The following is a 25,320-nucleotide window of genomic DNA, read 5'->3' on the forward strand; positions in this document are numbered from 1 at the left end:
GCTCCGTTGGCCCTGCAGCCAATCAGGAGACTTGTCCATGTTTATGCGTGTCGACCGTCTGATCACCGAATTGCCTCCGCCGAAAAAACAGGACCCCAATGCTGCCGCAGCGCTTCAGGAATTGCTCGGCGGCAAATATGGGGAGATGTCGACGCTTGGGAACTACATGTTCCAAAGCTTCAATTTCCGCAGCAAGGACAAGCTGAGGCCGTTTTACAGCCTCGTTGCCTCGATCACTGCCGAAGAACTCGCCCATGTCGAACTCGTCAGCAATGGCGTTGCCATGCTCAACAATGGCCCCGACAAGCGCGGTGGCGATAAGGGCGATGGTGGCGATATCAGCAAGTCGCCCTTCGAAGCTATGCAGGACATCCGCCTCGCCTCGGCGTTTCTGTCCAATGGCGGCGGTGCAACCCCGGTCAACGCCAATGGCGTCTCGTGGAACAACGACTTCATCACGACGACCGGCAATGTCATCTTCGATCTCCTCCACAATTTCCATCTCGAATGCGGCGCGCGTCTTCACAAGCTGCGCGTTTATGAGACGCTGAGCGCCGACGATGCCACCGGCCGCGAAGTCTGTGGCTATCTCCTGGTCCGTGGCTCAGTCCACGCCCATTCCTATGCGCTGGCCCTGAAGAAACTGACCGGCGTCGAAATCGAGAAAATGCTGCCCACGCCCAACATTCCGCTCTCCAAAATTCCGGAATGCCAGAAATACCTCGACGAGGGCTCGCACCGCCGGCTCTACACCTGGAGCCAGGACGACTATAAGGAAATCTCGGGCATCTGGTCCAACGATGAAGTCGCGCTGCCGACCGATCCGCCGGGGCCGCTGGAAGTGGTCGAAGGCATGCCGGAAGGCGGCAAGATGCAGCAGCTTGTCGGCGTCCCCTCCGCCTTCACGCCAGATTATGCGCCCGAAGAGTTCTTCGAAATCGCATCCAAGCTTTACAAAGCCTCGCGCTAATTCGCTTTGGGCCCTGCTCACCAGCGCAGGGCCTTTCTAACCGCGCGGAACATCCCGCAGGGCCCCGCGTTTTCCGCCTGTTCTCAGGAGGTCGCAAATGGCAGGTCGTTCGTATTGGAAGGGCTTTTTGAAACTCTCTCTCGTCACCTGTCCGATCACCCTGACCCCCGCGACCACCGAGGGCGAAAAGGTTCGGTTCCACACTCTCAATCGCAAGACCAATTCCCGCATTTACACGCGCTATGTCGATGCTGTTTCGGGCAAAACGGTCGAGCGCGATGATCAGGTGCGTGGTTTTGAAAAAGGCGAGGACGACTACGTCGTTCTCGAAGAAGACGATCTCGATGCGGTGCAACTCGATAGCACCAAGACGATCGATATCCAGGAATTCGCGCCTGAGGACACGATCGAATGGACCTATTTCGATACGCCCTATTTTCTCGTGCCCGATGCCGAAATCAGCGAGGAAGCCTTCAGCGTCATACGCCAGGCCATGGCCAATAAAGGCGTGGTCGGTATTTCCCGTCTCGTCATCGGCGGCCGCGAACGCGCGGTCATGCTCCAGCCCTGGGAAGAAGGCATCGTCCTCTGGACGCTGCGTTTCGGCGACGAAGTGCGCGATGAAGATGAATATTGGGAAAAGGTCGACGACCACAAAGTCGATAAGAAAATGATGGGCATGGTCGAAGAGCTCATCAAAAAGCGCACGACCAAATGGTCCGAAACCATGGTCGAGGACCCCGTGCAGGATCGTCTCCTCGACATCATCAAATCCAAGAAAACCCAGAAGCCGGCGGCCAAGTCAGCAAAGAAGATCGAAGCCGAGGACGAAGACAGCGCGCCGAGCAATGTCATCGATCTCATGGCTGCCCTCAAGAAAAGCCTCGAGGGCAAGCCGGACGATACCCCGAAGCGAAAGCGCCGCAGCTAACTGGCTTTGCGGCGCGGGGCGGGCTTCGTTTCGCCCTCGGCCTTTTTGCGGCTCGTCGTTTTCTTAGGTGTGCCTTTCTTCTCGGGCGCCTTGTCCTCTTCTTTGCCGCCGGCACTCATCCGCAGCGCTTCCAGCAGATCGTTCTTTTTGGTCGGTTCGGGGCGCTTGAGCGGAATCACCTTGCGCCCATCGATCTTGGCCTTCACCAATTCGGCCAGTGCATCCTCGTAGCGGTCTTCGAACGCGCTGGGGTCAAAGCTGCCGGCTTTTGTCTCCAGGATATGCTCGGCAAGTTGGAGCATTTCCGCATCGATCTTGCGTTTGCCGATATCCTTGAAAGCCTCTTTTGCCGAGCGGACTTCGTAATCGAAGTTGAGTGTCGTCGCGATCAGCCCCTTGCGATGCGCCCTGATCAGCACGGGCCGTAATCTGCGGAACAGCACGGTATGGGCAATTGCCGCCGCCTTCTGGTTGCGCAACGCTTCCCGGATCAGCACGAAAGCCTCTTCGGCCGCATCGGAGGCTGGCAGAAGATAATAAGGCTTGTCGAAATAGGTCGTCTCGATCTGCCCGCAGGTGATGAAATTATCGACCTTGAGCACCTTGTCGCTGTCGGGCACCGCAGCGGTGATCTCTTCGGGCTCGAGCACCACGTAGTGGCCCGCACTCGTCTCATAGCCCTTGACCTGATCTTCGCGCTCGACTGGTTTGTCGGTCTTTTCGTCGACATAGAGCCGTTTGAGCCGATTGCCCGTCTTGCGATTGAGTAGGTTGAGCGAAATACGCTCGGAGGTCGTGGCTGCCGTATACATTTTGACCGGGCACGCGATCTCCGCGATCTTGATCGCCCCGCTCCAGATTGCCCTCGCAGCCATCAGCAAACCTCCATGTCACCTGGAAAAAACGAGATCTGCGGAAACCCGTTCCACATGATGCGCAGGAGCGTTCACCAGCGTTTCAGCCGTCAAATCGCATCCGCAACGAGCTTTGCCGCATCGGCGCAGGCCACCAAGCCCTGGGCAAACGGATAGCGCTTCATCATGATCGGAATGGAGAGGCAGAAAATATCCGACTTCGGCTGACCTCTGAGCGGCACGCGGAATTGGTGCTCCGCGGCTTCCCCCTCGCTGCGCTTGAGAAAATCCTCGACATCGACGGCCTGATCCAGCCGCTCAAACCCGAGATCCGCCAGCGACACCATCACCTGTCCACGTGCATCGATCAGCGTCCTGAAACTCTGCTCTTTCTCGACGCCAACCAGCTCGAACGCGCCGGCGCGATAGATGATCTTGCCGCTGTCACCTAAGGCAATCACGTCGAGGCACCCGGCCTGATGCAAAGCTAAAAGCCGCTCAATGGATTTATGCGGAATGCAGCCATAGGCATCGGCAAAGACCGGCGTCAGGTGGGTTCTGAACGTCTTGAGATCCTTGCTATCGAAGTACGGCACGATCTCGCTGAACACTTCATGGGCCCGCATCAGCGTATAGCGCCACATCACCGTGCGTCGCTCGCGATAGTTCCGCTCGGATTCGCGCAGGTTCTGAGCAATCGCCTTGAACCCCTGGCGATCGCGCCGCATCTCGAAATAGGCTTTGGCAAAAGCCTCCGGCGTAAACCGCTTCAGCCCCAATCGCGCAAGAAATTCGGGATCGTCCGTCGCCAATTGCTGCTTGAAGAGCTTCATAGCGCGACCGAGAAATCCCGTCTTCCCTTCAGCTTGCAAGGCTTCGAGACGCGCCGGCGTGAAGATCAGCAGCGGCTCTTCGGGGATGGGATAGAAAAAGTCGGCATCAGGGATAATCCCCTTGCGCGACGTCATGACGAGACGGATAGGCGAGGGGCCTTTCGGCTCATATCGAAACGCCGTCCCCTCCGCGATGAACGTGCCGTGTTGGGAGGCAAGTGCCACCACAGCATCGATCCCGCTCAACGATGATCCGAGGATCAGCGCCGCACGGTCTTTGTCCAGCGTTAGGTTCTGCGTCGGATAGGGCGAACGATAAAGCCGTGTCGGCCGTTTCAGCTTTCCGAAATCCGTTAGATGACCCGTCGCCAGAATAACGCGATCGAACCGACGATGCGCCGTCTTTTCGCCCGACCGCGTCAAGACCGAGGTCCCGTCCTTTACCGGCTCGATATCGACGACATGCGTATCCGTTTCGACGGTAATCGCATGTCCCGCCGCCGATCCCGCTTCCATCAGTTGGCGCAGTTGATCGACGTAATAGGCCCCGAGCAAGATCCGCGGATAAAAATCCCGATCGCCAACCGCCTCCCGATCAATCCCGAAGCGCTTGAGAAACTTTGCGTCACGGGCCCGCACCCAATCGGCAAGCGAGACCAATACGGGCGGAATTTCGATCGAGGTGATGTTCGCCATCATCTCGGGCGTATTATGCTCTTCCGAATAAGGAATGCCGCAGCCGGCGACCTTGCCGGCCTCGAAGATGGTGACCGAATAGCGCCCCGATTTTTGCAGCAGGTTCTTGAGCGTATAGACTGCAGTTGGCCCGCCACCGACAATGGCGACTTTGGTCACGCTCTTTGTCAGCGTCTGGTGCATCCGGGTTCTCTCGATTAGCGAACCTGATTAACGCTGGGGAAGTCGTTTCAGACCCGGCTGACCGAAGTTTTTCTGCAAGAAACGCCCGAAAGCCCTGCAAAGCCGCCATGCCTGTGGACGCCGCGGCGAAATCCCCGGCGTCCGCTATGCTTTAGGTTTAGTGTCCCAAAACCTTCGCGATCGCATCTGGCCGATCATGCTGGGCGAACTTGTCCATGATCGTCGCACTCGCTCCATTCATGCCGATCACCTCGACCACGACATTGACGCGCCGGAATTTCAATACGGCCTGGTCGACGGCATTCACCCCCGTAAGATCCCAGATATGCGCCCGTGTCAGGTCGATCCGGACGCGCTGCAATGGTTCGGCGAAGTCGAACGCCTCGAGGAATTCTTCGGCCGAAGCAAAGAACAATTGCCCCTCGACCGCATAGTGCCGCTCGCCGGGACCGGCCAGATCGGACGACACCCGGAAAACCTGCGACACTTTCCACGCAAAGAAGAGCCCTGACAGCAACACGCCGACCCCAACCCCAAGCGCCAGATTATGCGTGCCCACAACGGTGATCACGGTCGCAAGCATCACAAGGCTCGACCGCCGCGGGTGATGCGCAAGATCCCGCAGCGACGACCAGGAAAATGTCCCGATCGACACCATGATCATGATGGCAACGAGCGCCGGCATGGGAATGAGCCCGACCCATTCGCCCAGCACCATCAACAAAAACAAGAGGAACACTCCCGCCGTAAAGGTCGAGAGCCGCGTCCGGCCGCCCGATCTGACATTGATGGTGGATTGACCGATCATGGCGCAGCCGCCCATGCCGCCGAAAAAGCCACTGGCGATATTGGCTATGCCTTGGCCGATGCTTTCCCGGTTCTTGTCGCTCTTGGTATCGGTCATGCCATCGACGATCGAGGCCGTCAGCAGACTTTCGAGCAGCCCCACTGCCGCCACCGCGATCGAGGTCGGCAGGATGATTTGCAGGGTTTCGAGCGTCAGCGGCACATTGGGAAACAGCAAGACCGGCAAGGCATTGGGCAGCGCGCCGAGATCGGCGACCGTCCGCGTATCCACCCCGAAGGCCAGCGCAATTCCCGTCAGCACGAGAATGCAGATCAGCGGCGAAGGCACTGCGCGCGTCAATCGCGGAAAGAGATAGATGATGGCAAGACCAAGCGCGATCATCACATAGGACTGCCACGTCACCCCGATCAGTTCGGGAAGCTGCGCCATGAAGATCAGGATCGCGAGCGCATTGACGAAACCGGTCATCACCGAGCGCGACACGAAGCGCATGACCGACCCGATCCGCAACCACCCGAGCCCAATCTGGATCACGCCGGCAAGGATCGTCGCCGCCAGCAGATATTGCAGCCCATGTTCGCGCACGAGTGTCCCGAACAACACGGCCGTCGCGGCGGTTGCCGCCGAAATCATGGCCGGTCGCCCGCCTGCAAATGAAATGACGATGGCGATCACCACCGAGGCATAGAGCCCCACCTTGGGGTCGACCCCAGCGATAATGGAAAAGCCGATGGCCTCAGGGATGAGCGCCAGGGCGACGACGATACCGGCAAGGATATCGGCGCGGATATTGGAAAACCAGTTGCGGTGGATGGTTTGCGAGAGAGACATGAAAACACCAAGAAGCCAGCGCGGTCCTCAAAGGACCCGGCACAAAAATCGGCTTTGCTTGATTGTCCGGCGGATCGGCGGCCGGAAGAGCCACCCGGAATTGCACCGGGTCCAGGATGAATGACCCTCTCATGCCAGATCGCGCCCCACCCGGCAAGGCTCCTGCGCCGGTGATCGATCACCCCGCCTGGCGTTGGCAAACCGCGATGAAGGCCCGCAGCGGCGCCCCTGCGAACCGGCTCGGATAATAAAGCCGCGGCCCATCCAGCACCGGCCAATGCTTTTCGAGCAGAGGCACCAGCGTCCCCGCACGAAAATCTGCCTCGCACCAGTTTCGGAAGACGGCAATGATCCCCATCCCGGCGCGCGCATAGCTCAACCCGCTATCAAACGCATTGACGCTGATGACGAGCGAGCGCGGCGGCTCAACCATCACCGTTTCCCCCGCCGCGTTCCGCAACCGCCATGGCAGCAAGGTCCCCCCAGGCAGCCTGTAGCGGATCGCCGCGTGGCCGGTCAGGTCCTCAGGCAACTCCGGCTTCGGATGAGCATTCAAATAGTCCGGCGACGCCGCAAAAGCCATCTGCTGGGTCCGCGGCCCGATCGGGATCGAAACCATATCCTTGGCCAGATGCGCGCCATAGCGGATCCCCGCATCGCACCCAGCCGCGATGATATCAACGCGATCATTCTCGACAACGATCTCGATCTCGACCTCAGGGTGCAGCCGCTGGAATTCTGCGATCAACGGCGGCAGGATGTCGGGCACGACGGCGCCCGGCACATTGAGCGCCAGCCTCCCGCGGACCGTCCCCATCGAATTGGCGGCCTCGCTCACCGCTTCCTCGACCTCATGAAACAGCGGCCGGATGGTATCGGCCAGCCGGCGTCCCTGTTCGGTCGCCCTGACGCTGCGGGTCGAGCGCAGCAACAGCGGCACGCCAATATCAGCTTCGAGCCGCGCCACCGTGGTGCTCACCCGCGATGGCACCGTGCCAAGCCTGAGCGCCGCCGCCCGAAAGCCGCCTGCATCCAATACCGCGAGGAAAATCTTCAATCGATCCGGCGAAACACTGTTCTTCATAGAGAACAGCCTATTCTTGGCTAAGCCGATTATCAACGCGCACGAGAACAGCCAGATTGGCGCCAACACGGAGATCATCATGCTCGTCATCACCGGCGCATCCGGCCAACTCGGTCGAAAGATTGCTCAAAACCTCCTCGCCCTTGTCCCTGCCAACCGCATCGCCGCCAGCGTGCGCGACCCAGAACAGGTCGCCGACCTCGCCGCGGCCGGCATCCGCGTGCGTCAGGGCAATTACGACGATGCCGACAGCCTCCGTCACGCCTGGCAAGGCGCCAAGCGTCTGCTACTGGTATCCTCCAATGCCGCGGCAAGTGGCGGCGATCCGCTGGCCCAGCACGCCACGGCCATCGCCGTCGCCCGAGAGCTGTCGGTAAAGCGCGTCTTCTACACGAGCCAGATCGCGAGCTCTTCGACCTCACACTTCCCGCCCGCCCTGACCCATGCAGCCACTGAAGCCATGCTGGCCCGTTCCGGCCTTCCCTGGACCGCCCTCCGCCATGGTTTCTATGCCGATAGTGCCCTCGCCATGAACGCCCGCGGTTTTGCGAGCGGCATGCTCGCCGCCCCGGTGGATGGCAAGGTTTCCTGGACGACCCACGACGATCTCGCGGCCGCCGATGCCGCGCTGCTTGCCGGCGCCGAAACCATCGATGGCCCAACGCCACCCCTCACAGGCGCCGAGGCCCTCGACTTCTCCGATCTCGCCCAATGCGCGGAAAAGATCCTCGGCAGACCCATCACCCGAGAAATCCTGGACGACGATATCATGCTGGCCAATGCCACCGCTGCCGGCGCATCCCCCGAACGCATCGCCATCATGATGGGCTATTATCGCGCCGCCCGATCCGGTGAATTCGCCGCCATCGATCCGCTCCTCGAAAAACTCATCGGCCGTCCGCCCCAAAGCATGAGCGCCTTCATGGCCGACCGGCTCCGCTGAGCAATCCGACGCGCGTTGAGGTCAAGAAATCCAGCACCGCTCCATTGAACACCTCTGGCCGCTGCACTGGCGCAAAGTGGCTGACATCCTCCAGAAGGACGAACTCAGCGCCTGGCACCGTTTCGGCAATATAGCGCGCATGCTCGACGCGGATGAATTCGTCCCGCTCCGCTTGCGCCACCGTCACCGGCACGGCGATCGTCTGCAAATCCGCGGCCGAATAATCCGGCTGGCTCCCTTGCATCACCTGCAGCGCCGCACTCATCTCGTCGAAGCGTTCCGGTCGCGGCGACAGCGCCGCATAGTCCTTTTGGTGCCGTGTAAGGCAATTGCCGATCGTGTCGGTCATCACGAAGGGCAAGCTGCCACTCGCATCGACATTGCAGGCAAAATAGAAGACTCCCGCCACCCGCTCGGGCGCCGCCTTGGCCATAGCCAGCCCGGTACACGCCCCATCGCTCCAGCCTACGATGGCGGCGCGGGAAATCCCCAGTCCATCGAGAATCGCCAGCGCATCCCCGGCAAATTGCTCATAGGAAAACGGCGTCCCGTCCCACCCGCTCCGCCCTTGGCCACGGCTGTCCATGACGACTACCCGAAACCCCGCGGCGAGAAGTGCCGGCACCTGATGCCCGAAATTTCCCGAGTTCCCCATGCCGCCATGAAGCAGCATCACCGCCGGCCCCGCGCCATAGCTCGCATACCAGACATCGACCCCATGCCGATCCAAAACGGTGCCCCCCGCCGGCAGGGCAGGGGGACCGTCCTTGGCAAAGGCCTCAAGCCCATCATCCCGGAAAGTGCGATCCATTCTGTTCCTCCATCTGTGACACCAGCGCGACGAACGAACAGACCAGGCTTCGACACCCAGCGTTCCCAGCCGTCTAGTATCCCAGCCAGCTATGCCCCCAGCCATCCACGGCGTCATTCCCGCGAAAGCGGGAATCTCTACTGCGGAGTTTTGGATTCCCGCTTTCGCGAGAACGACCCAGGTGTCTTTGCACTTTAAGGCGCGGGAAAGAGAACTGGCACCTACCTTAGCAGCGCCGCATCCGCCGGAACATTCCGCTCCAGCACCAGCACACCATCCTCGACCGTCAAGCGCGCATGGTGAATGACCGTCGCCCGCTCCGCCGCATTCCGCGGCCCTTCGGTCTGGCTATGCTCGTCCCAATCGGGATGGGTGAAATAATAGAGCGCCGCATGATCGGCAAAGGCCACCACATCGGCGTGCCGCACGAAGCGAATGTCGCCCTTGTCCGTGCCAGCCTCGCCGCCGATCACCCCCTGCCGCATCCAGTTTTTCGCGTCCGTCGAGCGATAAACGCCCTGGCCATGCCACTCGTCGACGATCATCCAGATGAACCCGCCAAGCGCAAAGACATTGGGCCCCTCATGCGGCGCCGCGCTCGGCGAACCAGGGATCACCTCGCCCTCGACCGTCCACTCGAACAGGTCCGGGCTCGTCGCGCACCACGTCGCCGAGCCATGGTCCTCGTCCTTGTACCAAAGCCGCCAAAGCCCATCGGGACAGTGATAAACCGCCGCATCGATCACCCGATCGCTCGACAGTTTCAGCGGCCCCACCCGCCGCCAGTTCTCGAGATCATCGCTGACGAAATGCGTAATCGTCCGCGGCACCTGCCAATGCGACGGCGCGCCGGTGATATAGGTCAGGTACATATGATATTGCCCCGCGGCAAAAATCACCTCCGGCGCCCAATGCGTATTGAGCCCCGCATCACCAGGCGCATCGAGCCCCTTCACGGTCCCCCGATAATCCCAACTCGCCCCGTCATCGGTCGAAACCGCCACCCCGATCGGCGACCCATGGATCCAGGTATGTCCCTCGCCCCCCGCCGCCGCGCGCCGATTGGTGTAAAACATCCACCACTCATCGGTCCCCTCTTTGCGAACCACCACCGGATCCGCCGCCCCATCCTGAACCGGATCCCGAAATATCGGCGCACTCATAGTTTTGGGTCCTTAGGTTTGGAGATGTAGTGGAGCCCCCACCTCTCCCTTGCGGGAGAGGTCGACGGCGTAGCCGGCGGGTGAGGGGGGCCTTTGGCACGGTCGAGAGCAAAGGAAAGATCTCCACCTAACCCCCCCCTGAAGGGGGAGCAATCTGCCGGTGGCCCGCAGCCGCAAGGGCAAACTCGATGCGTCCCTCCCCCTACCAGGGGGAGGCTAGGTGGGGGTTCTACCCCCTACCCATAAACCCGAACTTCCCGCCCATCTGGCCGCATCACCAGCTTCCCGGCCTCGCCAACCAGCCCATTGGCCGCCTGCACCATGCCCGGATCGGTCGCGAGCTTCCCAGCCCCCGCATCATCCGTCGACAGCACCGAAGCCTTCAAGAGCTTGGAATAAGGATGCTGCGGATTATCGAGAACCGTCCGCGCATCGCCCATTTCGACGATCCGCCCGCGCTGCATGATGATCAGCCGGTTGGAAATGTAGTAGGCCGTCGCAAGGTCATGGGTGATGTATATGACCGAGACCTTCAAATCATCGCGCAGGCTCTTGAGCAGGTTGACGATACTCATCCGGAGCGACGCGTCGACCATCGAGACGGGCTCGTCGGTGATCAGCAGCGGCGGATTGGGGATCAGCGCCCGCGCAATGGCGCAGCGCTGCAATTGCCCGCCGCTCATTTCATGCGGAAACCGTCCGCGCACTTCCTTGAGACTCAAGCCTACCTTCTGCAGCGCCTCGTCCATCACCCGGTCGATCGCCGCCCGGTCCTTGGTGTGGAGAAACTGCCGCGCCGTGGATTCAAGATAGCGCTCGATCTTCTTGAGCGGATTGAACGCCTCAAACGGGTTCTGGAACACCGGCTGCACCTTTGACATGAACGCCAGGCGTTCCGCCTTGCTCGCATGCCGGCTCACCTTCTGCCCTTGGAAGAGGATTTCCCCCTCGCTCGGATCCTCGAGCCCAAGAACCATGCGGGCCAGCGTAGTCTTCCCCGAGCCGGATTCCCCGATAATCGTAAAAATCTCGGGCTTTTCCGCCGAAAGCGAAAAGCTTGCATCCATCACGGCATTGACGGTCTTGCGCCCGAAAATCCCGCCCATGGTAAAGTGCTTGGAGACATTGCGCACATCGAGAAGCGTCGTCATGCCATAACTCCTGCCGGATGCGCTGAACCAACCAGCGGCTTGACGTCCTGCCAGCGCCAGCATGCCGTGCGATGATCGACATCCACCGTTTCAAGCGGCGGCACTTCCTGCCGGCATTTGTCGACGGCGAGCGGACAGCGCGGGTGGAAGCGGCACCCCTGCGGTGGATCGGCAAGGTTCGGCGGCCGTCCTTCCAGCGCCGGGCGCTGCGTCGTGTCGCCAATGCGCGGCAGGCTCGCCACCAGATGCGCCGTATAAGGATGGCGCGGCGTAAAGAACATCTGCCGCGTCGGGCCTTCCTCGACGAGGCGCCCGGCATAGATGATCCCCACGCGATCGGCGATATTGGCATGGACGCTCATGTCATGCGTCACGAAGACGACGGAAGAATCCATCTCCTTCTGGATGTCGCGGATGAGGCTCAGCACTTCCTTTTGCACCACCACGTCGAGGGCCGTCGTCGGCTCGTCGGCAATGATGAATTCGGGGTGGCACACCGTCGCGAGCCCAATGGTCACGCGCTGCCGCATACCGCCCGAAAGCTCATGCGGATAGGCTTTCAACACCTCCGGCGGTAGCTTGAGCCGCGCCAGATGCGACACCACCCGCGCTTCGAATGCCGCGCCGGTCAGCCCCAACGGCCGTTGCGCAAAATCCTTGAACGTCCGCCCGATCCGGCGCACCGGATTGAGCACGCTCATCGAGCCCTGCATGATGTAGGAGAGGTGCTTCCAGCGCACATCCTCGACCTGCGCCTTGCTCGCTGTCGTCACCTCGATGGGGCCGTTCTTGAACTCGTATTTGACCGTGCCTTCAACTACCTTGAGGGGCGGACGAATGGCGGCGGCCAAGACCTTGATGAAGCTCGTCTTGCCCGAAGAGCTTTCCCCGGCAATGCCGTAGACCTCCCCGCGCTTGATGTTCATCGAGATCCCATCCACGGCGCGCACTTCGCGTTCCACGCCGTAGTAGTTCATCTGGTAATAGGCCTTGAGCCCTTCGACTTTCAGAAGATCGGGTTTGCTGTCGCGGGTCATAGTTAGGCCCCCATGCGGCGCAGGCGGCTGCGCGGGTCGATATATTCGTTCATGCTCACGGCGAGGAGGAACAGGCCAAGGAAGGTCATGACGATCAGGATCACCGGAATGACGATCCACCACCATGTCCCCACCACCATCGCCGAGTGGCTATTGGCCCAATAGAGCACCGTGCCGATTGTCGGGTTGTTGATATTGGTGAAGCCGAGAACGGCGAGCGTCACCTCCATGCCGATCGACCAGAGCATGTTGTTCATGAAGGTCGAAAAAACGATGGGCATCACATAGGGCAGATGTTCTTCGAGCAGCACTTTTCGCGTCGACATACCCGCAAAGACCGCGTGCCTCGTAAACTCGCGATGTTTTAAGCCCAGCGCCACCGAGCGGATCAGGCGCGCGTCGAACGGCCAGCCGAAACAGGCGAGGATCAGCGCCATGGTGAAGCTGTCCATGTTGTTGCGCAGGACAAAGTAGAACAGCACGAGGATCGGGAAGATCGGCACGGCAACGAAGATGTCGTTGATGAACATCAACACGCGATCGACCCAGCCGCCGAGATAGCCCGCAGCGAGCCCAACCGAAATCGAGATGATGCGCGACAGCACGGCGACGGTAATGCCAAAGCCAAGGCTGTTCCGGAACGCAGCCGAAAGGTGCCAGAACAGATCCTGGCCGCGCGAATTGGTCCCGAACCAATATTGCGCCGAAGGCGGCTGGTCGGGGATCGCCATATAGATCAGCGTGGGATCGACTGGCGAAAAGAACGAGAGCGCCGCAAAGATCACCATGATGCCGACGAGAACGAGGCCGATGGCGAATTCGAGATTGTAGCGGATAAGGTCGCGGAAAACGGCGAACATGGCCTTACTCCGTACGCACGCGTGGATCGAGCAGCGGATGCAGCAAGTCCACGATGAAGATGGCAAAGGCGACGGCGGTGATCGACACCGTGCAAACGGCGAGCACGGTCGAATAATCGCCCGCATTCACCGCATCGACGAGCAGCGAGCCCATGCCGGGATAGTTGAACACCTGCTCGGTGATGATCGTGCCGGAGAAAACCCCGCCGATCACCATGGCGAGCGCCGTCACCTGCGGCACCAGCGCATTGCGCATCACATAGCCGCTGACGATCGTCTCGCGCTTGACGCCGGCGAGCTCGGCATAGGTCACATAGTCTTCGGTGACGATATTGGAGACCAGCGCCCGCATGCCGATGAACCAGCCACCAAGGCCCACGAGCACCAGCGAAAAGGCGGGCAGTAGAGAGTGCTGCAGCACCGATAGAATGAACGGCATGGTCCAGCTCGGCCGCACGTCCATGCTGAACCCGCCCGAAATCGGCAGCACCGGCCAGAGGAAACCGAAGATGACCAGAATGATGAACGCGACGATATAGTAGGGGATCGGCTGGAGGCCCATGGTCACGATGCCAAAGGCCTTGAAGAACCGGTTGTTCTGAAAATAGCCGGCAAGCCCGCCCATCAGATTGCCGACGATAAAGGTGATGACGGTCGAGGTGAGCAGGAGGCCCAGCGTCCAGGGCATGCCGCGCATCACCAATTCCATGGCCGGCGTCGGAAACGCCATCAGCGAAGCGCCGAGATCGCCCTGGATCAGCCGGGTCCAGAAATTCCAGTATTGCACATGCATCGGCTGCCCGGTGCCGAACATCGCCGTCAGCGCCTCGCGCGTCGAGGCAATGGCTTCAGGGGAAAGGTTCGACCGCGCCGAAAGCCGGCCCAGGACCTGTTCCACCGGATCGATGGGGGAGAGATAAGTGACCAGAAACATGGCCGATATGCCAAAGAAGATCACTGCAAACATCAGCAGCGCCCGCTTCCCGACAAACAACAAATAACCGTGCATACGGTCTCCTCAACTTCGAACCGTGCCGCAGGCAAATTTGCTCCAGTGGAGCGAATTTAGGTGAGAAGGCCATGAGAGCTGCGCTCGAATGGCATGCACCGAAACCTGGTCTATATCTCTACACCCGACAGCTGGCGCTCGATCCCAATGGAATGGGCGTGGGGCTCTTCCGACGCGCGAGCTGCGAGCAAAAATCCACGGGATGCGCAGTGGCCCGCGCATCCCGGGGGCAGCCCAGCCTGAAAGACCGGGCCACCAGGGAGGACTGTTACGCCGCGCCGTCGACCGGAGTGATCTGGTTGAAGATGTAGCGGCCGTTCGACCAGTTGGTCACCGGGTTGGCATAGTTGTTTTCCGCGTTCGGCCAGCCGGTCCAGAACCGGTTCGACTGAATGGAGAACACGTTGTAGGCCATGATCGGGATATTCGGCATTTCTTCGAGGTGGAGCTTGACGAAGTCGTGGCCGAGTTCGGTGCCCTTGGGGTCGTTGAAGTCGGTGCCGCGGATCTCCTCGATGATCGCGTCGAGACGCGGATCCTTCCAGCGCATCCAGTTGCGGTCCGGCTGCGAGGCGCCCGGCTCGGCGACATAGGCCGAGTGGTAACTGTCGAGGAAGAACGAGAGGTCGGGGTGACCGCCCCAGGTTTCCACGGCCCAGGCAATGTTGACTTCGAAATTGCCGACGCGCTGGCGGCCCCATGGATCGGCGTCGACTTCGGCGGTGGCGCCGATACCGTTCTGGGCCCAGGTCTGGGCGATGATCACGCCGAGACGGTTGACCACGCCTTCCTGCGGCACCATCACCGAGAAGGTGAAGGGCTGGCCGTCGGGCATCATCCACTGATTGCCGTTCTTGGTGAAACCGGCATCGGTGAGGAGGGCTTCAGCGGTCGGAATGTCCTGCTTCCACCAGCCATAGCCGAAGGCGTTGCGCACGGCTTCTTCTTCGCTCGGCACCGCGTCGCCAAACTGGCCGCGAACCATATCGGCGATCTGCATGCCGATGTTCGGGTCGTATGGCTTCACCTTGTTGCCGCCGGCTTCCACTTCGTAATTGATGAGGAAATCCTGCAGCGGCGCATGGTAATCGCGCGGATGCGTACCGGTCGGTGGCACGGAGATGGCCGAGAGCGTTGCCGCGCCGCGATATGAGGCCATGGACATGGTGCGCGCATCGAGCATGAGCGCCAGAGCCCAGCGGACGCGCTTGTCCTGGAATTTTGGATTCTGATGGTTCGGGATCGCCATGACGAGCGTGGGATCGGGATGCGCATAGGGGAAGCCCGGGAACCAGCCCTGGATCTGCGGATCCTGCTGCACCACCGAGAAAGTGCCTTCCGGCGTCAGATCGTGCACCATGTCGAGATTGCCGTTGCGGATCTCGATCAGGCGATTGTCGGTCGAAATATTGTTCCGGTAGATGACATATTTCGGATGCGGTTCCGAAATCATGCCCATGGCCGTGCGCTGCCAGTCTTCGCGGCGCTGCCAGATATACCAGGTGCCGTTCGGGTCGAACGAGTGGAGCGTGTACGGCCCGATGGAAACCGGCGGGTTCGCATCGTAGCTGAGGATGTCTTCGACGCCTTCATAGACATGCTTTGGCATGATCCATGCGGCGGTCCAGCGCACGGCGAACAGGGTATGGAAGCGCGAGTTCGGTTTGTTGAGTTTGAAGTGGACGGTATATTTGTCCGGCGCCGTAACTTCGGCGACCTGAACCGAGAACGCACCATTGTACGGCGTGCCGGGTGTCGAAGCCTGCTTCTGGACGGTGAACACCACGTCATCAGCGGTGAATTCGACGTCGTCGCTCCAGAAGATGCCCTGCTTGAGCTTCACGGTCATTTCCGTGAAGTCTTCGTTATATTGCCAGAGGTCGTCGGCCAGCGAATTGTAGACGGCGTTCTCGCTGGCGCCTTCGAGGCCTGCATCTGGATCGATGAACCAGAGCGTGTCGGTCGTCAGCTGGTGCAGGCCGTTGGACGTGCCGTTGCCGGCGCCCACAGCCCACAGGTTGAACCAAGCCGGATTGCGAATGATGCCTTCCGGATTGTGGACGATCACCGTCTCGTTGCGTGGAAATTGGGCCAGGTCAGGCGCCGTGCCTTCGGCTTCCTGCGCGAAGGCCAGGCCCTTGCCTGCAACCATCAGCGCGCCGACTGCCGTCGTCCCGATAAGGAAACTACGTCTATCCATTCTGTATCCTCCCAAGAGCGGAAATGCCTCCGCACTTCCTTTGGCACCCTCCAGTGCCATCAAAAGTCATACTAACGAGGGCTTAATTCTTGTCAATCGCCGAAGTGATATAAATCGGGAAACATGATACAAAAAGCAAAGGGACACACCGTGGCCGATGTGTCCCCTGTTTCACCGTTGGGAGGCGGTGAATGTTACCGTAATGCTACCCAACCCGCATCTCAAAGACGCGTGTTGGACGCTTAACCTCTCCCTTTGGGGGAGAGGTCGGCGCAACGCGCCGGGTGAGGGGGCCTTTAAGGGGCCCGACCTTAAATCTTCACCCGCACCATCTGGTACGAATAAGGCGGCAGGGTCACTGTCAGCTTGCCATCGGCAATCTTGGCGCCTTCGCCCTTCTTTGGCTTCACTTCATCCTGCTTGCCGGCCGTGTTGACGGCCTTCAGATCCGGATGCGTCATCACCTGATGGTCGATCACCGAACCACCCGCAAAGCCCTGCAGGCTCACTTCGGTTTCGATGCTGTCCGTCGTGTGGCGATTGACGAGGAAGAAGCTCAGCGTGCCTTCTTCTTCATTGTGCACGCCGGAAACGTCGACAAATGCCGTGTCCTTGGCGTGGGTCGTTTCGTAGCCCGGCGAGGTCGTCAGCAGTTGCAGCGCGGTGCCGCGGCCGAAGACGGAAGCGAAGTAGTAGGGGTAGTAGATGGTCTGGGCCCAGGCTGGGCCACCCTTTTCGGTCATGATCGGCGCGATCACGTTCACGAGCTGGGCGATACAGGCGATCTTCACCACATCCGAGCGGCGGATGAAGGTGTTGAGGATCAGGCCGACCATCAGGACGTCTTCGAAATTGTAGATGTCTTCGAGCAAGCCCGGCGCGTGCGGCCAGCCGCTGTTGCCGTCGAGGATCTCGCGATCCTTCTTGTTCGAATGGTACCAGACGTTCCATTCGTCGAAGGAGATGTAGATGTCCTTCTTGCTCTTCTTCTTGGCCTTGACCTGCTTGATCGTCGAAGCGACGGTCTCGATATAGCGGTCGAGCTTTTCGCTCAGGCCCAGATAGTTAGGCGTGTTGTCATCGCGATTGGCGAAGTACATATGGAGCGAGATGTGGTCCACATGGTCATAGGTATGCTCGAGCACGATGCGTTCCCAGTCGGGGAAGCTCGGCATGTCCATATGCGAGGAACCGCAGACGATCAGTTCGAGGTCCTTGTCGAACATGCGCATGGCGCGGGCGGTGTTGGCAGCGAGCTTGCCATATTCGTCGGCATCCTTGTGGCCGACCTGCCAGGGGCCGTCCATCTCGTTGCCAAGGCACCACATCTTGACGTTCCACGGGTCCTTGCGGCCGTTCTTGATGCGGAGGTCCGACCAGTAGGTGCCGCCGGGATGGTTCACATATTCAAGGAAATTGCGGGCCTCATCGACGCCGCGCGAACCAAGGTTCACGGCCAGCATCATTTCGGTGCCGACAGTCGCGCACCAGTCGGCAAATTCGTGGACGCCCACGGCATTGCTTTCCGACGTGTGCCAGGCAAGGTCCAGGCGGGTCGGGCGCTCCTCACGCGGGCCGATGCCGTCTTCCCAATTATAGGCGGAAACGAAGTTACCCCCGGGATAGCGCACCACGGGTACATTGAGGTCCTTTACGAGCTTGGCGACGTCGCCACGCATCCCGTCCTTGTCGGCCGTCGGATGGTCAGGCTCATAAATGCCTTCATAGATTGCGCGGCCGAGGTGCTCCAAAAATGCCCCATAGACACGATCGTCAATTTTAGAGATCGTGTAGTCCTTATTCGCAACGACAGAAGCCTTCACCCCGTCCTCCCATTCAATCCGTTTTTCTGATTTGGATCAGTTAATCGGTTGTACAGGAGTTAAACGCCTCTGCGCAAGCGGTCCCGCGCACTTTTGTATGATTTTTGGGCAGCGTGCTGCCGAGCAGTTTGTCGCGGCTATTCCCAACCACCGTATGTCACCCCGGCGAAGGCCGGGGCCCATCTCCCGCAGCGCTTGAGCCACGGTAGATCTTAAGCGCAAAGCTTCTCATCATGAGCCCGGCCACTACCTGGCGCCATCAGGCATCGGCGCCCAGCCTATCGAGCCGTCTGCAACCGCATAATAATATCCTGGTCATAGTTCCCAAAACCACGACCAAACACATTGATGCCGCCCGGATGCTTGGCATCGGGCTTCACCGCAATGCGCAAGCGGATCGAGTGATGGTTCGCCAAATCTAGATCCACCAGAGACACCGGCGAAATCTTCACCCCGTCGACATAGGTCCCTTCATTGGTCACCCGCCAGCTCTTGAGCTTGCCATATTGGCTACCCTTGAGCTTCCACCAGTCCGGCGTGTAAACGCCGCGCTTGTCGCCAAAATCCCCCGGCGACGTCCAGGTACCGATCTCGGTCCCGTTGACCGAAAGCGTAATATCGCTCGGCCAATCCGCCGACGTTCCCGGCACTTCCGAGCTTAATTCCAGCGCGAATTCAAGGACTTCGATCGTGTTCTGCGCGAGCTTTGCATTGTTGGGAAACTGGTATTCGAGAAAGCCCTGCGTGAACCAGATCAGCCCCGCCTTCATGCGCTCGGGGTCGAGAAACGTGTCCGGCACATCGAGGAGACCGATGATCCCTTCGGTCGAGCAAAGCCCACACGGCGCCGAAACCTCAAAGCTCGTATAGAGCCCCAGCGGCATCGCCACCTCGACCGCGTTCGAGCGCAGCGGCGAGATGTCTTCCTTGAACATCACCAGCACTTCGTCGAACGTCGAGTGGCAAATCTTCTGGTTGCCCTTGCGCGCCTTCTGCGTCTCGGTCCGGATCAGTCCGGCATTTTCAAGGATCTGCAGATTGGTCGAAACAGTCGATTGCGGCAGTGTCAGGCGCTCGGCAATGTCATTGCCATTCAGCGGCCCTTCGACATGGAGCAATTTCAAAATCCGTACCCGTATCGGAGACGCGAGACCCTTCAAGACCTCGATATCCTCCTCGGGATCGACGACCAGAAAATTGCGGCTCATGGGACAACGTCTTTCGGATGATAGAGAGCAAATGTCTATCCAAAAGTCTGAACCAATCAAGCGGCCCGCAACAAATTCGTCACAAAAGCCCGGATTTTCCTGTGTTCCCAAGCAAATCACATTCCCTGAATCAAATTACCCCTGTCCGCTTTTGACTTTCCCGCTCAAGACTCTACCTTTCACCCAGTTCTTGGGAGGAAAAACAGCATGAGCTTCCGCGCTCTGGTTTCGCAAAGGGATGAAAACGGCACCGTCACCAATTCCGTCGAAACCTTGGAAGACGCCGCGCTCCCCGAAGGCAATGTCACCGTCGACATCGAATGGGCCGGCCTCAACTATAAGGATGGCCTTTGTCTGACAGGGCAGGGCGGTCTCGTTCGCACCTTCCCCCATATCGCCGGCATCGACTTCTCGGGCACCGTCAGCGAAAGCTCTGACCCGCGCTATGCCCCTGGCGATGCTGTAGTTTTAACCGGTTGGCGCGTCGGCGAAGCCCATTGGGGCGGCTATTCCACCCGTGCCCGCGTCAATGGCGATTGGCTCGTTCCGCTGCCCAAAGGCCTCACCACCCGCGATACAATGATCGTCGGCACCGCCGGCCTCACCGCTATGCTCGCCATTGATCGCCTGGAGTCCGAAGGCCTCGCCCCCGCGCAAGGCGATGTCCTCGTCACTGGCGCCTCCGGCGGCGTCGGCACCATCGCCATCGCGCTCCTCGCCCGGCTCGGCTATTCCGTCACCGCGCTCACCGGCCGCCCAGAAAACAGCGACAGCCTCACCGCCCTCGGCGCCAAGTTCTTGCTCGGCCGCGATGATTTCCTTGCCGAACCCGACAAGCCGCTCGAACCCGCCCGCTGGGCCGGCGTCGTCGATTGTGTCGGCGGCAATATCCTCGGCAAAGTACTCAAGCAGGTCAAATATGGCGGCTCCGTCGCCGCACTGGGCAACACCGCCGGCGTCGCCCTCAGCACCAATGTGCTGCCCTTCCTCCTCCGCGGCGTGAACCTTCTCGGCATCGACAGCGTCATGCAGCCCTATGAGCGCCGCATCGCCGCCTGGTCCCGCATCGCCGAACTGTTCGACGTGTCAGCCTACGCCGCCATGGTCCAAGAGGTCGGCCTCGAAGACCTCCCCGCCGCCGCAACCCGCATTCTCAATGGCCAGATCCGCGGCCGCGTCCTCGTCCGCCCCGATCGCTAGCCGTCACCCAGCCCGGCGCCACTCGTCTTCGGCCGCCGCCACCATCATGCCAACCCCCAACGCGTCGCCCACAGCCACCAACGTCGGCGCATCGATATCCATCGTCTCCGCCGCCGCCACCAGTTCCGCCAGCGGCCCGCGCCAGATCGCCTCGTCGCCGCGCCCGAGATTGATGGCCACCGTCGTCGGCGTTGCCGCGCTCATCCCAAAAGCCCCGAGCTTCTCGACGATTTTCGGCAGCATCCGCCGCGCCATATAAAACACCGTCGTCGTCCGACTATCCGCGAGGCCCTGCCAATCGAGCCCCTCCGGCAGATCGCCCTTGCGCGAATGCCCCGTCACGAACCGCACCGATTGCGCGTGGTCCCGATGTGTCAGCGACACGCCGAGCCGGCTCGCCAGTGCCAGCCCCGCCGTAATCCCCGGCACCACCGACACCGGAATGCCCTCGGCCTCGAGGCTCGCGATCTCCTCGCCCGCGCGGCCAAAGATCATCGGGTCGCCCGATTTGAGCCGCACCACATGCTTGCCCTGCTTGGCCAGCGTCAGCATCATGACGTTGATATCTTCCTGCCGGCAGCTATCGCGTCCCGCGCGCTTGCCCACCAGCATGCGCTTGGCCTCCCGCCGTGCCAGCTCCAGCACCTCGTCGGAAACAAGATCATCGAAGAGGATGACATCGGCCGATTGCAGCGCCTTCACAGCCTTCAGCGTAAGCAGCTCCGCATCCCCGGGCCCCGCACCAACCAGCGTCACGCGGCCCGCAGCAGTCCCTGGCAAACTCGACATCATGACACCTTTGGAAAATGAATGAGGGAGGCGCCCGGGGGGAGACATCCGGGCGCCCGCTGCCGATCACTCGGCAGCGATTTGCATGAGCACGTCGGGCGCAATTGAAATCAGCCCGTTCTCGACTCGCACGGGAAACGTCCGGACCCGCCCCTCGTCGGCGCCCTGCGCCTCGCCGGTCGAGAGATCGAAAACCCAGTTGTGCAGAGGGCAGGTCACGTGCCGCCCATGCACAATGCCCTCGGCCAACGGCCCGCCCTTGTGCGGGCAGCGATTTTCGATCGCGTAAATCTGGTCCTCTGCCGTCCGAAACACCGCGATCTTGCCGCCCGGCGTCGTCACGCAGCGTGCGCCCCGGCGCGGCACGGCAGCAACGGGTCCGAGTTCAATCCATTCGGTCATGGCCATTACTCCGCTGCCACTGGAAATCCGAATTCGGCCATGGCGGCGAATTCGTGGGCGTCCTTGCCGTTGACGCGCTCTTCCCAAGGGTCGACCTGGGCAAATTGCTGGGAATAGGCAAAGCGATCAAAGAGCTGCTTGCGCTTGGCGCCATCTTCGATGACCGCTGCCTTGATCGTGTCGATCCCGACGCGCTTGGCCCATTTGTAGATGCGTTCGAGATAATAGCCCTGCTCGCGATAGAGCTGGGTCAGTGCCGCGATGATTTCGAGCGCCTCGTCCTCGCTGTCGGCGTGGCCGAGCAGTTCCGTGCCCTTGATATCGAGCCCGGCGGCGCCGGCAAAATGGATGTCATATCCACTATCGATGCAGATCACGCCGATATCCTTGCAGGTCGCCTCGGCGCAATTGCGCGGACACCCCGACACCGCGAGTTTCAGCTTCGCCGGCGTCCACGCGCCCCAGAGATACTTTTCGAGCCGAATGCCGAAGCCGGTCGAATCCTGCGTCCCAAACCGGCACCAGTCCGATCCGACACAGGTCTTCACCGTCCGCAGTCCCTTCGCATAAGCCGCGCCCGACATCATCCCGGCCGCATTGAGATCGGCCCAGACTCCGGGCAGGTCTTCCTTCTTGACGCCCAGCAGATCGATGCGCTGCCCACCCGTCACCTTGACGGCCGGGATGTTGAACTTGTCGGCCACATCGGCAATGGCGCGCAGTTCCTTTGGGTTGGTCATCCCGCCCCACATGCGCGGCACGACCGAATAGGTCCCGTCCTTCTGGATATTGGCGTGCACGCGCTCGTTGATGAACCGGCTCTGCCCGTCATCCTCATATTCGCCCGGCCATTCGGCGACGAGATAGTAGTTGAGCGCCGGTCGGCACTTGGCGCAGCCGCAGGAGGTCTTCCATTCGAGTTCCTGCATCACCTCGGGAATGGATTTGAGCCCCTTGGCAACGATCAGCCGGCGCACTGCGCCATGATCATAGTCGGTGCAGGGACACAGCGGCTTCACGGCAGCGGGGTTGTAGGCATCCCCCAGCGTGATCGCCATCAGCTTTTCAACGAGATGCGTGCACGATCCGCAGGAGGCGGAAGCCTTGGTATGGGCGCGCACCCTATCGAGATCGGTCAGGCCCATCCCCGTGATCGCGCCAGTGATCTTGCCCTTGCAAACGCCATTGCAGCCGCAGATTTCAGCATCGTCCGGCAGCGCCGCCACGGCCGCCATCGGGTCGAGGGCCGCGCCACCCTGATAGGCCTGTCCGAAGATCAGCGTATCGCGCAGCTCGGTCGTGTCCGTGCCCTTGCGCAGCATGTCGTAGAACCACGGCCCATCGCCGGTCTCGCCATAAAGCACCGCGCCAAGGATCTTGTTATCCTTGAGCACCACGCGCTTATAGATGCCCGATGCCGCGTCGCGCAGCACGATCTCTTCCCGGTCCTCGGCATCGGCAAAGTCGCCGGCCGAATAAACGGAAACACCCGTCACCTTCAGTTGCGTCGCCGTCTGCACGGGGCGGAAAGCGGCGTCCTGCTTGGCCAGCGTCTTGGCCAAAACCTTAGCCTGGTCATAAAGCGGCGCCACGAGCCCATAGACCACCCGCTCATGCTCGACGCATTCCCCAAGCGCCAGAATGTCGGGGTCCGAGGTCACCATCTGGTCGTTGACGACAATGCCGCGCTCGACATGGAGGCCAGCATCGACGGCAAGGCGCGTTTCGGGCCGAATGCCGGCCGCCATCACCACGATATCGGCGCCATAGGTCGTGCCATCGTCGAGCGCCACAGCCTCTACGCAGTTCTCGCCAAGGATCGCCTTGGTCTGTGCCGTGCAATGCACCTTGATGCCGCGCTTTTCGAGATCCCGCTGCAACAGATACCCTGCTGCGGGATCGAGCTGCCGGTCCATCACATGGCCCATAATGTGCAGCACCACCACTTCCATGCCGCGCAACCGCAGCGCAGCCGCCGCTTCGAGCCCAAGCAAGCCGCCTCCAATGACGACTGCCTTCGGGTTGGGCCGCTGTGCCGCTTCCACCATGGCATTGACGTCATCTAGATCGCGAAACACCATCACGCCCGGTAGGTCCTTGCCGGGGAGCGGGATGATGAATGGCGCCGAGCCCGTCGCGATGATCAGCCTGTCATAAGGCGTCTCGCCCGCTTTGCTGATGACGACCTTGCGCTGGCGATCAATTCCCGTGATCGTTTCGCCAAATCGGGTCTTGACCCCATGCCGCTCATACCAGGCGGTGTCGTGGGTGATGATCTGCTCATATTCTTTTTCGCCGCCCAAAACCGGCGAGAGCATTAGCCGGTTATAATTGCCGCGCGGCTCCGAGCCGAACAGCGTTACCTCAAACCGGCCAGGTGTTTCTTCAAAAATATGCTCCAGCGCCCGGCCCGAGGCCATGCCGGCCCCGATCACCACCAGCTTCTCGGTGCGGGTCGCCTGCGCGGGCGCTGAAAATTCAGCCAATAGGTCCATCGGGTGGGGCTCCGTGTGTTCCAGCGAAAAACAAAAAGGCCGCCAACTGATGCGTCGCCGGAAAATCCGGTTCGCACCTGTTGGCAGCCTTGCCTTTGACGCCCAGCATTGGACATCGATCATCGAGAGCGTCTTGGGAGGAGCTCTTGCCCAAGGCATTGCACGAACCATGCCAATCAAAGGGCAAGGCGGATCGTCAAGTGATCACAATGCTTTAAGCGTGTTCGATTGGAGGTCGCCGTGCCGGCCGATAAGGCCTAAGTCGCTCACGTCATCGCCAGCTTGATCATTTTGTGTGCATGAGATTGGCGTGATGAAATTTCAGACGCCCACCGAAGGCGCCGTTATCACCCCACCAACTGTCCTTCCCCCGGGCTTGACCCGAGCAACTGTGTTGTTGGTTCAGGTTTTGAAGGGCGTTTGGTCTCTCAGAACGGCATTGGCGATGACAAGGATTTTTCGCGCAATANCGGGCTTGACCCGAGCAACTGTGTTGTTGGTTCAGGTTTTGAAGGGCGTTTGGTCTCTCAGAACGGCATTGGCGATGACAAGGATTTTTCGCGCAATAGCGATGAGGGCGAGCTTTTTGGGTTTGCCGGCGGCGGTGAGGGTTCGGAAGAACTGACCAAGCAGGCCAGTGCTGCGGCACGCGGTGAGGGCCGCCATGTAGAGAGCAACCCGCACACGAGGACGTCCGCCACGGATGCTGCGCTTGCCGCGGAACAGGCCGCTGTCATTGTTGAATGGGGCCAGACCTGCCAGCGCAGCGATGGTCTTGCCGCCACGGATGCTGCGCTTGCCGCGGAACAGGCCGCTGTCATTGTTGAATGGGGCCAGACCTGCCAGCGCAGCGATGGTCTTGGGCGAGCGATGGCCAGCCTCCGGCAGGAAGGCCAGCAGCGTGGTGGCGGTGACCAAGCCGATGCCAGGGATGGACCGCAGGAGGCGCTGGGCCTGTGCTAGCTCGTCGGTGGCCGCGATCAGCGCGGCGATCCGGCTGTCGAAGACAGCGATGCGGCTGGTGAGCAGCTCGATATGG

The 25,320-nt window shown here is 60.7% G+C and carries 20 protein-coding genes, 1 pseudogene and 1 other annotated feature; of the genes and pseudogenes, 4 read left to right on the top strand and 17 right to left on the bottom strand.

Going from position 1 to position 25,320, the window contains the following annotated elements; translation table 11 throughout:
- Positions 1-37 precede the first annotated feature (37 nt).
- Complete coding sequence (locus ASG47_RS07290) at positions 38-970, top strand: manganese catalase family protein (RefSeq protein ID WP_061908043.1); 933 nt, start codon at positions 38-40, stop codon at positions 968-970.
- A gap of 97 nt (positions 971-1,067) precedes the next feature.
- Positions 1,068-1,901 carry a Ku protein gene (locus tag ASG47_RS07295; protein WP_061908044.1) on the top strand — a complete coding sequence of 278 codons (834 nt, stop codon included), beginning with the start codon at positions 1,068-1,070 and terminating at the stop codon, positions 1,899-1,901.
- Here ASG47_RS07295 and ASG47_RS07300 read toward each other — a convergent pair.
- The 4 genes from ASG47_RS07300 to ASG47_RS07315 form a co-directional block, all read right to left on the bottom strand.
- Entirely contained in the window at positions 1,898-2,776 is an 879-nt protein-coding gene (locus ASG47_RS07300) for a Ku protein (protein WP_061908045.1), read from the bottom strand. The genes ASG47_RS07295 and ASG47_RS07300 overlap by 4 nt on opposite strands.
- Before the next feature lie 89 nt (positions 2,777-2,865).
- Positions 2,866-4,467: an FAD/NAD(P)-binding protein gene (locus tag ASG47_RS07305; protein ID WP_061908046.1), complete on the bottom strand. Its 1,602-nt coding sequence runs from the start codon at positions 4,465-4,467 to the stop codon at positions 2,866-2,868.
- A 157-nt stretch (positions 4,468-4,624) separates the two neighbouring features.
- Entirely contained in the window at positions 4,625-6,106 is a 1,482-nt protein-coding gene (locus tag ASG47_RS07310; protein ID WP_061908047.1) for a SulP family inorganic anion transporter, read from the bottom strand.
- A gap of 60 nt (positions 6,107-6,166) precedes the next feature.
- Positions 6,167-6,222: a sequence feature (sul1 is cis-regulatory element that is thought to sense ions involved in sulfur or methionine metabolism; They are found in Alphaproteobacteria), on the bottom strand.
- Positions 6,223-6,284: 62 nt separating this feature from the next.
- Complete coding sequence (locus ASG47_RS07315; RefSeq protein ID WP_061908048.1) at positions 6,285-7,190, bottom strand: LysR family transcriptional regulator; 906 nt, start codon at positions 7,188-7,190, stop codon at positions 6,285-6,287.
- 16 nt (positions 7,191-7,206) lie between these two features.
- On the opposite strand from ASG47_RS07315, the gene ASG47_RS07320 reads away from it, so the two are divergent.
- A complete protein-coding gene (locus ASG47_RS07320; protein WP_200940863.1) occupies positions 7,207-8,133 on the top strand; it encodes an NAD(P)H-binding protein in 927 nt (308 codons plus the stop codon).
- On the opposite strand, the gene ASG47_RS07325 is transcribed toward ASG47_RS07320, so the two are convergent.
- From ASG47_RS07325 to ASG47_RS07365, 9 genes are all read right to left on the bottom strand, one after another.
- Positions 8,111-8,944 carry an alpha/beta fold hydrolase gene (locus tag ASG47_RS07325; RefSeq protein ID WP_061908049.1) on the bottom strand — a complete coding sequence of 278 codons (834 nt, stop codon included), beginning with the start codon at positions 8,942-8,944 and terminating at the stop codon, positions 8,111-8,113. The two genes, ASG47_RS07320 and ASG47_RS07325, sit on opposite strands and share 23 nt — an antisense overlap.
- A 221-nt stretch (positions 8,945-9,165) precedes the next feature.
- The gene (locus ASG47_RS07330) at positions 9,166-10,107 is read right to left on the bottom strand and encodes a family 43 glycosylhydrolase (protein ID WP_061908050.1); all 942 of its coding nucleotides are present in this window, start codon (positions 10,105-10,107) and stop codon (positions 9,166-9,168) included.
- A 236-nt stretch (positions 10,108-10,343) separates the two neighbouring features.
- Positions 10,344-11,258 carry an ABC transporter ATP-binding protein gene (locus ASG47_RS07335; RefSeq protein ID WP_061908051.1) on the bottom strand — a complete coding sequence of 305 codons (915 nt, stop codon included), beginning with the start codon at positions 11,256-11,258 and terminating at the stop codon, positions 10,344-10,346.
- Positions 11,255-12,295 (bottom strand): ABC transporter ATP-binding protein, encoded by a 1,041-nt coding sequence (locus ASG47_RS07340; protein ID WP_061908052.1) that lies wholly within the window; start codon positions 12,293-12,295, stop codon positions 11,255-11,257. The genes ASG47_RS07335 and ASG47_RS07340 overlap by 4 nt, the downstream gene beginning before the upstream one ends.
- A 2-nt stretch (positions 12,296-12,297) precedes the next feature.
- The gene (locus ASG47_RS07345) at positions 12,298-13,155 is read right to left on the bottom strand and encodes an ABC transporter permease (protein WP_061908053.1); all 858 of its coding nucleotides are present in this window, start codon (positions 13,153-13,155) and stop codon (positions 12,298-12,300) included.
- 4 nt (positions 13,156-13,159) lie between these two features.
- A complete protein-coding gene (locus ASG47_RS07350; protein ID WP_061908054.1) occupies positions 13,160-14,164 on the bottom strand; it encodes an ABC transporter permease in 1,005 nt (334 codons plus the stop codon).
- 268 nt (positions 14,165-14,432) lie between these two features.
- Positions 14,433-16,316 carry an ABC transporter substrate-binding protein gene (locus ASG47_RS07355; RefSeq protein WP_061908115.1) on the bottom strand — a complete coding sequence of 628 codons (1,884 nt, stop codon included), beginning with the start codon at positions 16,314-16,316 and terminating at the stop codon, positions 14,433-14,435.
- A 359-nt stretch (positions 16,317-16,675) separates the two neighbouring features.
- Positions 16,676-18,187: an alpha-N-arabinofuranosidase gene (locus tag ASG47_RS07360; RefSeq protein WP_061908055.1), complete on the bottom strand. Its 1,512-nt coding sequence runs from the start codon at positions 18,185-18,187 to the stop codon at positions 16,676-16,678.
- Positions 18,188-18,465: 278 nt separating this feature from the next.
- Positions 18,466-19,395 carry an ArsR/SmtB family transcription factor gene (locus ASG47_RS07365; protein WP_061908056.1) on the bottom strand — a complete coding sequence of 310 codons (930 nt, stop codon included), beginning with the start codon at positions 19,393-19,395 and terminating at the stop codon, positions 18,466-18,468.
- A gap of 207 nt (positions 19,396-19,602) precedes the next feature.
- Between ASG47_RS07365 and ASG47_RS07370 the strand changes: the two genes are divergently transcribed.
- Positions 19,603-20,595: an oxidoreductase gene (locus ASG47_RS07370; protein WP_061908057.1), complete on the top strand. Its 993-nt coding sequence runs from the start codon at positions 19,603-19,605 to the stop codon at positions 20,593-20,595.
- 3 nt (positions 20,596-20,598) lie between these two features.
- Here the strand turns inward: ASG47_RS07370 and cobA are convergent.
- The 4 genes and pseudogenes from cobA to ASG47_RS07390 form a co-directional block, all read right to left on the bottom strand.
- A pseudogene (cobA, locus tag ASG47_RS07375) lies at positions 20,599-21,369 on the bottom strand (uroporphyrinogen-III C-methyltransferase); the annotation flags it as partial.
- A gap of 81 nt (positions 21,370-21,450) precedes the next feature.
- Positions 21,451-21,786, bottom strand: coding sequence for a nitrite reductase small subunit NirD (gene nirD / locus ASG47_RS07380; RefSeq protein WP_156352160.1), 336 nt, complete (start codon positions 21,784-21,786; stop codon positions 21,451-21,453).
- A 5-nt stretch (positions 21,787-21,791) separates the two neighbouring features.
- Positions 21,792-24,281 (bottom strand): nitrite reductase large subunit NirB, encoded by a 2,490-nt coding sequence (gene nirB / locus ASG47_RS07385; protein WP_061908059.1) that lies wholly within the window; start codon positions 24,279-24,281, stop codon positions 21,792-21,794.
- A gap of 501 nt (positions 24,282-24,782) precedes the next feature.
- The coding region (locus tag ASG47_RS07390) for a transposase (RefSeq protein WP_156464020.1) at positions 24,783-25,320 on the bottom strand (538 nt) is incomplete at its 5' end.

The sequence above is a fragment of the Devosia sp. Leaf420 genome (assembly GCF_001425445.1).
Classification (GTDB): domain Bacteria; phylum Pseudomonadota; class Alphaproteobacteria; order Rhizobiales; family Devosiaceae; genus Devosia.